A 7,854-nucleotide genomic window follows, 5' to 3' on the forward strand; every position below is an offset into this window, starting at 1 on the left:
GGGAACCACAGTTCTCGGGTGTGCGCGGCCGGGGCGGCGGGGTCGCTCATGGAGGGGACGCTACCCGCGACGGTGCCGTGCGGGGACCGCTTCTCGTCGTCACCGCGACCGGCCCGCGAACCGGTAATAGGCTCGCGGGGTGTCGATCCCTCCGATCCCTGAGCCGCCGGAGCCGCCCGAGTCAGCCGGGACCCGCTCCGAGCCCGGGACCCCCGCCGAGCCCGGAGCCCCCGCCGAATCGGACCAGCCCGGCCCGCCGCCCCGGTCGTGGCTCCACCTCGCCGCCGCGGGACTGCTGTTCCTGCTGCCGCCGCTGGCGTTCGTGGACCTCGCACACGAAGTGGTGACCCACGGGCAGCTCGGTTTCGACCGGGCGGTGATGTTGTGGGTGCACGAGTATGAAACCCCAGGGGTGACGACGACGATGTCGGCGGTCACCGAACTGGGCGGCCTGGCCGCGGTCCCGATCTTCGCGGTGATCTGCGCGGGCCTGCTGTGGTGGCGGGGCAGACGCCGTGACGCCGCACTGCTCGCGGCGGCGGTGATCGGATCGGCCCTGCTCAACACGGCGTTGAAGGCGGTGTTCCAGCGGGCCCGGCCGGACTTCTGGGAGCACCTGGTGGTGGAGGACTCCTTCTCGTTCCCGAGCGGTCACGCGATGGCGTCGATGTCGTTCGCGGCGGCGCTGATCGTGATCGCCTGGCGGACCCGCTGGCGGTGGCCCGCGGTCGTCGCGGGGCTGCTGTACGTCGCCGTGGTGGGGCTCTCGCGTGTCTATCTGGGCGTGCATTTCCCGAGCGACATCCTCGCCGGGTGGTGTGTGGCGATCGTGTGGGTGACGATCGACGTGGTGGTGCTGGACGGCGCGTCCCGCCGGCGCGAAAGGGTCCGCGGCAGCTGAGGCGACAGTCCCTGCGAATGGCGCTCTACGCCTGCTCAGTTCAACCTAAACTGTCTTTCATGACCCCTGAAGATCCGGTGCGGATCGCCCGCGAGCATCTGCCGTATCCGATCCGGCTCGCCGCCGCCTGGGCCGCGTGTCTGCTGCTCATCGTCGCCGGCGTCTGGCTGGTGGGGGAGGGAATCGGCCGGGTCGCGCTGGTCGCCGGCCCGTTGGCGATCGCGGTCCTGCTCGCGGCCATGTTGCGGCCCGTGGTGGACCGCATCCCCTCCCGTGTCCCGCGCGCGTTGGCTGCCGTCGTCGTCGTCATCGGGGTTATCGTCGCGGTCTCCGCCGCCTTCGTCCTGGTCGTCACCCAGTTGGCCACGGGGGTCCCGCGGATCCGCGACAAGATCTCCTCCGGCACCGACGCGGCGCTGAGGTGGCTCGAGGAGGGCCCGCTCCACGTCACCGCCGACCGGCTCCAGTCCGGCGTCGACGAGGCCCGCGGCTGGCTGACGCACCACACCGACCTGCTCGCCACCGGCGCCTACCACGTGGGACACACCGCCGTGGATACCGCGGCGGGCACCCTCATCTGCCTCGTGTCCCTGTTTTTCTTCCTCTATCAGGGCGAGAAACTGTGGATGTTCTTCGTCCGCTGGCTGCCGGAGGCGAGCCGTGAGCGCACCGATATCGCCTTCCGCCAGGGCTGGACGAGCCTGGGCGCCTACACCCACACGCAGTTCGCGGTGGCCGCCATCAATGCCGCCGGCGTGGGGATCGGCGCGCTGGTCCTGCGGGTGCCGTTCGTCATCCCGATCGTCGTGGTGGTGTTCCTGGCGTCGTTCGTGCCGATCGTGGGAACCCTCATCGGCGGGATGGTTCCGACCCTGTTGGCGCTGGTCGACCGGGGTCTCGTGGTGGCGCTGATCATGCTGGCGATCGTCGTGGCGGTGCATCTGACCGAGTCGCATGTGCTGCAGCCGCTGCTCATGGGGCACGCGGTGGCGTTGCATCCGCTGGCGGTGATCCTCGTGGTGGCGGCGGGGACGTACCTGTTCGGGGTGATCGGCGCGCTGTTCGCGGTGCCCATCACCGCGATGGCCAACTCGATCGTCCGGTCGCTGGTCTCCACGAGCACAGGGCGGGACCTGCCGTCGTTGGCGGATATCCAGGGGCCGGATCACCCGCATCCGCACGAGCATCCGCACGGACACGCGCATGGCCACCCGCATGAGGAGCCCGTCGGCGACGATCGTGGCGCCGCGCGGGTCGGCGCCGGTGGATCCGCCGCCGCGGGTGGGGCATCAACAAATGGGGACGACGACGACAACGCCACCACCGGCCCCACAGATTCCGGACCCGGTCCGGCCGACTCGGACGGACCCGCGGGACGCTGACATGAACAGCACTAACGCGGGCGCGGCGGTGGAGATCGTGCGCTCGTGCGTGGTGGACGCACCCCGGCCTGATGTGTGGGCGCGGGTCGTCACGCCGGCCGGCGTGGCCGATGAGTTCGGGCCGCTGCTGACCATGCGTTTCCCGGCGGCGCTTGAGGGGGCGTCGATCGCCGAGGTGCCGCTGGGCCGGCCGCTCGGGCGGGCGTGGATCCTGCTGCTGGGCGTGCTGCCGGTGGAGTTCGACGACCTGGTGATCGTCGAGGTGGCCGAGTCCCGATTCTTCCGCGAGCGCTCCAGCCTGGGCTCGTGCCGGGTGTGGGAACACCACCGGCAACTCGAGGACGCCGGGCCCGGGGCGACCCGTGTGACCGACACCCTGCGGGCGCAGCCCAGGGGACTGCTGCCCGCGCCGGTTGTGCGATCTGTGGTGGGGGCGTTGTTCTCTCACCGGCATCGGCGGCTCCGGCGGGCCTTCGGGTAGGACAGATCACCTCGACATTGTCGGTGGTTGTACCCAGCTACCTTGTTGTGACAAGGTAGCTGCATGGAACAAGAGGTGCATTTTTCTGCGCTGCGCCGGGGCCTTCTCGAACTGCTTGTGCTCGCCTCTGTCGAGCACAAGGCCCGCTACGCGGGAGAGATCGTCGCGGCGCTCCGGGACGTCGAGTTCCCCGTTCAGGAGGGCACTGCCTACCCGCTGCTCAACAAAATGCGCCGCGAGGGTCTCGTGGACCACGAATGGCGGGAGTCCCCCAGCGGCCCGCCTCGCAAATATCTGTCGCTGACCCCCGCGGGTCAGCAGCGGCTCACGGAGTACCGGTCGTACTGGCAGAAACTCACCACCATGATCGAAAGGATCGGACGATGACAGGCACCAACACGACCCCCGTACAGATGAGATTGACCGGGCACTCGAACCCCTTCAGTCTCACCCCGGCCGCTCACGACGAGCTGCTGCGCTACCTCGAGCAGGCGCGGGATCGGCTCGCGGGCGACCCTGATGGTGACGAGAGCGTCCGTGACCTCGAATCGGCCATCGGCGACACACTCACCTCGATCGGCGAAGAGGCGGTCAGTGCGGACCGAATGCGGTCGATGCTCGGTGAGATGGGCCCGATCGCCGGCGAGCCGTCGACCCCGAGCCCGACAGAATCAGGTCCTGCGGCGCCGAGATGGTGCCGAGTCGGCGACGGCAAGTGGATCGCGGGGGTCTGCGCGGGAGTCGCTGCCGCAACCCGGGCATCGGTGACGTGGGTGCGCATCGCGATCGTGGCGATCATGATCGTGGCCACCGTCTTGCTCCTGCCCTTTGGTCACTATGTCGTACTGGTGTTCCTCGCTGCGTATGTCCTTGCCTATCTTGTGGCCGCGGTGGTGTTGCCGCCTGCAGTCGACATCGGGCGGAACGCTGCCATAACCGGGGCGCAGACACCGCGATAACAGGTGTGTACCGCCTGCGATAACGCTGTGCGGCACGGCGCTCATCACAGTGTGACGGGGAGAACTGCACAAAGAAGCGTCGGCAGCGCACACTGTTTTCAAGGGAGTCTCGCGGCGAAATACGACGCGGATGCCTGCCAGAGGGAGTTGCACATGCAGACTGCGATGCTTCACGGACGTGAGCTGGCCTACCGCGAGGCGGGGGCCGGCGAGGGCAAGCCCGTACTGCTGCTCATCCACGGTATGGCCGGCAGTTCCAACACCTGGCGGGAGATGATCCCGCGGTTGGAGCAGCGCTACCACGTCATCGCGCCAGACCTCCCCGGTCACGGCGACAGTTCGCCGGAGTTCGACGACTACTCGCTGGGCGCCATGGCCTCGGTGCTGCGTGACCTGCTGGTGGTCAAGGGCGTCTCGCGCTGCACGGTCGTGGGCCAGTCGCTCGGCGGCGGCGTCGCGATGCAGTTCGTCTACCAGTACCCGGAGTTCTGCGAGCGGATCGTGCTGATCGGCAGTGGCGGCCTGGGTAGGGAGGTCAACTGGATCCTCCGGACGTTGGCCGTGCCCGGTGCCGGACTCCTGATCACCAGTGCGGCGACGCCGATGGTCGTCGGTGTGGGCAACTCCGTGCGCCGGTTCTTCTACAACAAGGGCGTCCGCGCCGACTCGGCGGACGAGAACTGGGCGGCATTCGAGTCGCTCTCGCAGCCGGGGACCCGGCGGGCGTTCTTCAAGACCCTGCGCGCGGTCGTGGACAACAAGGGCCAGGCGGTGTCCGCCACCAACCGGTTCCACCTGGCGGGGCAGTTGCCGATCCAGGTGATCTGGGGTGACCGTGACCCGATCATCCCCGTCTCCCACGGCTACGCCACCCACGAGGCGATCCCGGGTAGTCGGCTCGAGATCATCGAGGGCTCCGGGCACTATCCGCACGTGGACAATCCGGCGGCGGTCGAGCGGATCCTGGTGGACTTCCTGTCCTCCACCGAGCCCGGATTCATCGACCACCAGGCGCTGGGAGATCTCGTCTCGGCGGGCGACACCCCGCTGGACTGACCGCCCGCGGCCGAGGGGGCTCAGGCCCGCCCGGCACCGAACGCGAGAAAGCCCCGGCCCCCGCGCGTTGCGGGGGCCGGGGCTCGTGGTCGCCTTCGGCGTGATCACGAGATCACCTGATCACGCCGGTAGTGACCGACTCTTACTCGGCGGTGACAGCCTCGGTCTCGGGGGCGGCGTCGGCGTCAGCCTCGGGGGCGGCGCTGAGTCCGTCGAAGCCGTCCAGCAGACCGGCCGAGCCGGAGTCGGCGGTCTCGGTCTCATCGCCCGTCTCGCCGTCGTCCGGGAGCTCGGCCTCGATGCCGCGGAGGATGTCGAGCGCACCACCGATGTCGCCGCTCATGGCCGCCTCGACAGCCGAGTCGGCGGTGGCCTCGCACTCATCGCCGGTCAGGCCGGGCACGACGCCCTCGGCCGAACCGAGGAAGTCGTAGGCCGAGACGGTGCCACAGAGCTGCATGGCGATGTCGGAGACCTCCTCGGGGGTGTCCACGTCGTCGCCGTTGGCGCCGTCCTCGTTGTTGGCGTCGTCGCCCGTCTCGTTGGCGGTCTCGACCTGCGCGGCCTGGGTGCCCTCGGGGTCGACGGTATCGACGTCCTGGGCGGCGGCCAGTCCCGCACCGGCGAAGGAGAGGGCAGCGGCGGATCCGATCACGGCAATGGTCTTCTTCATCGTGCGTTACCTTCCGTCGGGGTCACCGGGGCAGCTCCCCGGGGATCACGCGGCGACGGTAACCGCAGCCAGCGGAACTGTGCAGTGATGGCACTCACAGCACCGCGCGGCGAGGCCCGACTCTTATGCGCATGCGCTGCGCGAACGTTCCTGGGGCTAATTGTTTCTCATGTGCCGCCGCAGACCGCCGGCCGTTGCAGTCCGCCGCCCGGAGGGGGTCGCCGGGGTGGCTGGTTGCCGGACCGGGCGGGGTGGGGAATCCTTAGCGCATGAGTGGAACCGCCGAGATCTATGACGCCGTCCTCAACCCGGGCAAGCTGGAGCTGCTCCGGTCGTGGGTCCGCACCCAGTCGTGGTTCGACGGTGATCCGGAGCGCCTCGAGCAGGTGACCGCCTACCGGTTCGTCGACCCCGAGGGTGAGGTGGGCATGGAATCGTTCCTGCTCTCCGACGGTGCGCGCACCTTCCACGTCCCCGTGACCTACCGCGGCGCCGAGCTCGCAGACGCCGCCGACGCGCTGGTCGGGACGATGGAGCACTCGGTCCTCGGCCGCCGCTGGGTGTACGACGCCCCGGCCGATCCGGTGTACACGACCGAGGTGCGCCGCGTGATCAGCCACCGCGACGCCGCCGCCGACCACCTGCAGGTCGAGGACGGCAGCGTCACCCCGTCGCCGGTCAACATCCGCGGAGGCGGCGAGGGCGGGGCCGAGGGGATCGACGCCCCGCAGGTGATCCGTGTGGTCTCGGAGGACAATGACGCCGAGTCGGATTGCCCACTGATCGGCTCTCCCGGAACCTTGACCGGCACGTGGGAGGACGCCGACGGTCGGCATACTGCTGTCCTCGTCGTCGTCGACTGATCTTCACGACGCCGCGCCGCGCGGCGCGGAACAGGCCCGGCCACCGGCGTCATCGGAACAGGCCCGGCCACCGGCGCCGGCCACGCCACCCCCATAACGCGAAGCACCGCCCCACCTGGAGGACAGGTGGGGCGGTGCTTTTTCACTCACCGACCCGCGTGGGGGCCGGTCGGGCCTGAGGGGGCCTGGTTTGAGGCGGTCTGGCGCCGGGGTCGGGTCAGGCCGTCTTGATGGCCGAGACCTCGATCTCGAGGGTGACCTTCTCGGAGACGAGCACGCCGCCGGTCTCGAGCGCGGCGTTCCAGGTCAGGTCGAAGTCCTTGCGCTCGATGACGGTCTTGCCCTCGAAGCCGGCGCGCAGGTTGCCGAACGGGTCGGTGGCGGTGCCCTCGTAGTCGAACGGGATGGTGATGGACTTGGTGTTGCCCTTGATGGTGAGGTCGCCGGTCACGTCCACGCCACCGTCGCCGTTCGCGGCGATCGAGGTGGAGACGAAGGTCAGCTCGGGGTAGGTCTCCATGTCGAAGAAGTCGTTCGACTTGAGGTGGCCGTCGCGGTCGGCGTTGCGGGTGTCGATCGAGGTGGCGTTGATGGTGACCTTGGCCTCGGCGCCGGAGATGCCGGCCTCGGGGACGGTGACGGTGCCCGTGAAGTCGTTGAACGAGCCGCGGACCTTGGTGATCATCGCGTGGCGGGTGACGAACCCGAGGCGGGTGTGGGTGTCGTCGAGGGTCCAGGTGCCGGTCAGGTCGTTGAGGTTGGTGGTCATGGTGACTCCTTTGAGGTTGGGTCCCGGCCGTGTGGCCGGGTGTCTCTCTGTCTGTGGTTCCCACCATAGGCCCGAGTTGGTGACGTGTCAACAAGGGGTGAGTGTGTCTCCCCTCACGCGCTACTGCCGTGACAGGGAAGGGGGCCGGGCGTCAACGGCCCGCCCGGCCCCTGTGCGATCTCGCCTGGTCAGGCCCTGGTCAGGCCACGTGCCGCCGGAGGAAGTGCACCGCATGGGCCACCGCGCGGTCGTGGCATGGCCGTCCGGGGAACAGGTCGAAGTGGTCGCCCGGGTAGTGCCGGACCTCGGCGCGCGCGGTGAACGCGGCCGTCGCCGCGGCGTGTGGTGGGGCGCTGCGGTCCAGGTCGGCGATCTGGACGAGAAGGGGGACGACGACGAGGTCTGCCGCCGCCTTCGCGGGCCGGAACGAACCCAGCTCCGTGCCGATGGAGGCACCCACCTCGTTGCGCCAGGTGGGCCCGGCGACGGAGGTGTACGCCTCCTCGTAGCCCTCCAACGACAGGAGGGCCGTGGATCCGGGCGGGCCGGCCAGCGCGAGCAGGGGTTCGGGTCGGCCCGTCGCCGCTACGGCCTTCGCGGCGATCGCGGTCCCCGTCGCCCGCAGCAGGGAGGTGGGCTTGTGCAGCTTGGCGGCGGCGACGGCTGCGGCCCGGCCGTCGACCAGCGGGATCATGGAGATCACCGCCGCCACGTCCTCCCGTCCGCGGGTCACCTCCAGAACGTGTCCGCCGGACAGCGAGCAGCCCCAC

9 protein-coding genes and 1 pseudogene are annotated in these 7,854 nt (G+C 69.6%); 7 read left to right on the top strand and 3 right to left on the bottom strand.

Annotated elements, in window-relative coordinates:
* The first annotated feature begins 139 nt into the window (after positions 1-139).
* From G6016_RS17715 to G6016_RS13275, 6 genes are all read left to right on the top strand, one after another.
* Positions 140-901: a phosphatase PAP2 family protein gene (locus tag G6016_RS17715; RefSeq protein ID WP_182633109.1), complete on the top strand. Its 762-nt coding sequence runs from the start codon at positions 140-142 to the stop codon at positions 899-901.
* A 59-nt stretch (positions 902-960) separates the two neighbouring features.
* The gene (locus G6016_RS13255; RefSeq protein ID WP_182633110.1) at positions 961-2,283 is read left to right on the top strand and encodes an AI-2E family transporter; all 1,323 of its coding nucleotides are present in this window, start codon (positions 961-963) and stop codon (positions 2,281-2,283) included.
* Between the two features lies 1 nt (position 2,284).
* Positions 2,285-2,764: an Rv1443c family protein gene (locus tag G6016_RS13260; protein ID WP_182633111.1), complete on the top strand. Its 480-nt coding sequence runs from the start codon at positions 2,285-2,287 to the stop codon at positions 2,762-2,764.
* A gap of 63 nt (positions 2,765-2,827) precedes the next feature.
* Positions 2,828-3,151, top strand: a complete 324-nt coding sequence (locus G6016_RS13265; RefSeq protein ID WP_182633112.1) for a PadR family transcriptional regulator — start codon at positions 2,828-2,830, stop codon at positions 3,149-3,151.
* Positions 3,148-3,723: a PspC domain-containing protein gene (locus tag G6016_RS13270; protein WP_182633113.1), complete on the top strand. Its 576-nt coding sequence runs from the start codon at positions 3,148-3,150 to the stop codon at positions 3,721-3,723. Before G6016_RS13265 ends, G6016_RS13270 begins: the two co-directional genes overlap by 4 nt.
* Positions 3,724-3,876: 153 nt before the next feature.
* A complete protein-coding gene (locus G6016_RS13275) occupies positions 3,877-4,779 on the top strand; it encodes an alpha/beta fold hydrolase (protein ID WP_182633114.1) in 903 nt (300 codons plus the stop codon).
* Positions 4,780-4,921: 142 nt separating this feature from the next.
* On the opposite strand, the gene G6016_RS13280 is transcribed toward G6016_RS13275, so the two are convergent.
* Positions 4,922-5,452, bottom strand: coding sequence for a hypothetical protein (locus G6016_RS13280; RefSeq protein WP_182633115.1), 531 nt, complete (start codon positions 5,450-5,452; stop codon positions 4,922-4,924).
* 269 nt (positions 5,453-5,721) lie between these two features.
* Between G6016_RS13280 and G6016_RS13285 the strand changes: the two genes are divergently transcribed.
* Positions 5,722-6,315, top strand: coding sequence for a maltokinase N-terminal cap-like domain-containing protein (locus G6016_RS13285; protein ID WP_182633116.1), 594 nt, complete (start codon positions 5,722-5,724; stop codon positions 6,313-6,315).
* A 217-nt stretch (positions 6,316-6,532) separates the two neighbouring features.
* Here the strand turns inward: G6016_RS13285 and G6016_RS13290 are convergent, their stop codons facing one another.
* Both G6016_RS13290 and G6016_RS13295 read right to left on the bottom strand, forming a co-directional pair.
* On the bottom strand, positions 6,533-7,084 hold the full coding sequence (locus tag G6016_RS13290; RefSeq protein WP_182633117.1) for a YceI family protein: 552 nt from the start codon (positions 7,082-7,084) through the stop codon (positions 6,533-6,535).
* A 199-nt stretch (positions 7,085-7,283) separates the two neighbouring features.
* Positions 7,284-7,854: pseudogene (locus G6016_RS13295) on the bottom strand (alpha/beta hydrolase); the annotation flags it as partial.

The sequence above is a fragment of the Dietzia aerolata genome (genome assembly GCF_014144865.1).
Taxonomy (GTDB): domain Bacteria; phylum Actinomycetota; class Actinomycetes; order Mycobacteriales; family Mycobacteriaceae; genus Dietzia; species Dietzia aerolata.

What these genes read in the sequence shown, in the direction of transcription:
- G6016_RS13270 (WP_182633113.1), top strand. Translation starts at nt 3,148, where the DNA reads ATGACAGGCACCAACACGACCCCCGTACAGATGAGATTGACCGGGCAC.
- G6016_RS13280 (WP_182633115.1), bottom strand. Translation starts at nt 5,452, where the DNA reads ATGAAGAAGACCATTGCCGTGATCGGATCCGCCGCTGCCCTCTCCTTC.
- G6016_RS13275 (WP_182633114.1), top strand. Translation starts at nt 3,877, where the DNA reads ATGCAGACTGCGATGCTTCACGGACGTGAGCTGGCCTACCGCGAGGCG.
- G6016_RS13265 (WP_182633112.1), top strand. Translation starts at nt 2,828, where the DNA reads ATGGAACAAGAGGTGCATTTTTCTGCGCTGCGCCGGGGCCTTCTCGAA.
- G6016_RS13285 (WP_182633116.1), top strand. Translation starts at nt 5,722, where the DNA reads ATGAGTGGAACCGCCGAGATCTATGACGCCGTCCTCAACCCGGGCAAG.
- G6016_RS13255 (WP_182633110.1), top strand. Translation starts at nt 961, where the DNA reads ATGACCCCTGAAGATCCGGTGCGGATCGCCCGCGAGCATCTGCCGTAT.
- G6016_RS13290 (WP_182633117.1), bottom strand. Translation starts at nt 7,084, where the DNA reads ATGACCACCAACCTCAACGACCTGACCGGCACCTGGACCCTCGACGAC.
- G6016_RS13260 (WP_182633111.1), top strand. Translation starts at nt 2,285, where the DNA reads ATGAACAGCACTAACGCGGGCGCGGCGGTGGAGATCGTGCGCTCGTGC.